Origin of the sequence: Rhodopseudomonas sp. BR0C11, assembly GCF_010820945.1 — a bacterium.
GTDB classification, from domain to species: domain Bacteria; phylum Pseudomonadota; class Alphaproteobacteria; order Rhizobiales; family Xanthobacteraceae; genus Rhodopseudomonas; species Rhodopseudomonas palustris_H.
Genome location: NZ_QTKI01000778.1, coordinates 1 through 782, shown reverse-complemented (window position 1 = coordinate 782; position 782 = coordinate 1). Strand labels below are relative to the sequence as shown.

Here is a 782-nt window from a genome sequence, read left to right as displayed (position 1 = left end):
GATCGAGGTCGGCCTGATGCCCGAGTGGTATCTGCCGGATCGCGGCGCGCCGCCGTCTGAAGCGTTGCGGGCCGAATTCGTTGCGCTGTGGCGCAAGCTGCTCGCCGGCATCGCGGCCGCGCCGCGGACCTGGGTGCTGCGCGATTATCACTCGCCGAATCTGATCTGGTTGGAGGATCGTCCCGGCATCGAGCGCGTCGGGGTGATCGACTTCCAGGACACCGTGCTGGGCCCGGCCGCCTACGACGTGGTGTCGTTGCTGCAGGATGCCCGCATCGACGTGCCGGAAGTGACGGAATTGTCGCTGCTCGGCCGCTACGTCAAAGCCCGGCTCGCTGCCGATCCGGAGTTCGACGCTCCCGGTTTCGCGCGGCTCTACGCGGTGATGTCGGCGCAGCGGAACACGCGACTATTGGGAACTTTCGCCCGGCTCAACCGGCGCGACGGCAAGCCGCAATATTTGAAGCATCAGCCGCGGGTGTGGGCGTATCTGGCCCGCTCGCTGGCGCATCCGGCGCTTGCCGAGGTCCGGGCCTGGTACCGGGACCACGTGCCGCCACCGCTCTGATTCGGCGGATTTCCTTTACGCATCTTTAGAATCGGCCCCGTAGTGTTCCGGGGTCGCCGAGGCATGGCCCGGCGGCGCCAAGACCGAACCGCAGGACTTCGAGATGGTTGCCGAACGCAATAAGGACGGCCGCGTCGTTTTCGATCGTGGGTTGCGCGCGCAGATGATGGCGATCGACGGCACCTGGCGCCGTCCCTGCCTGATCGAGGACGTC

At 66.8% G+C, this 782-nt stretch carries 1 protein-coding gene and 1 pseudogene; both read left to right on the top strand.

What is annotated here, in order from left to right; all coding sequences use genetic code 11:
- On the top strand, nucleotides 1-568 hold a 568-nt coding region (locus DYI24_RS27325), incomplete at its 5' end, for an aminoglycoside phosphotransferase family protein (RefSeq protein ID WP_164574536.1).
- 103 nt (nucleotides 569-671) lie between these two features.
- Nucleotides 672-782 (top strand): annotated as a pseudogene (locus DYI24_RS28520) (PilZ domain-containing protein); the annotation flags it as partial.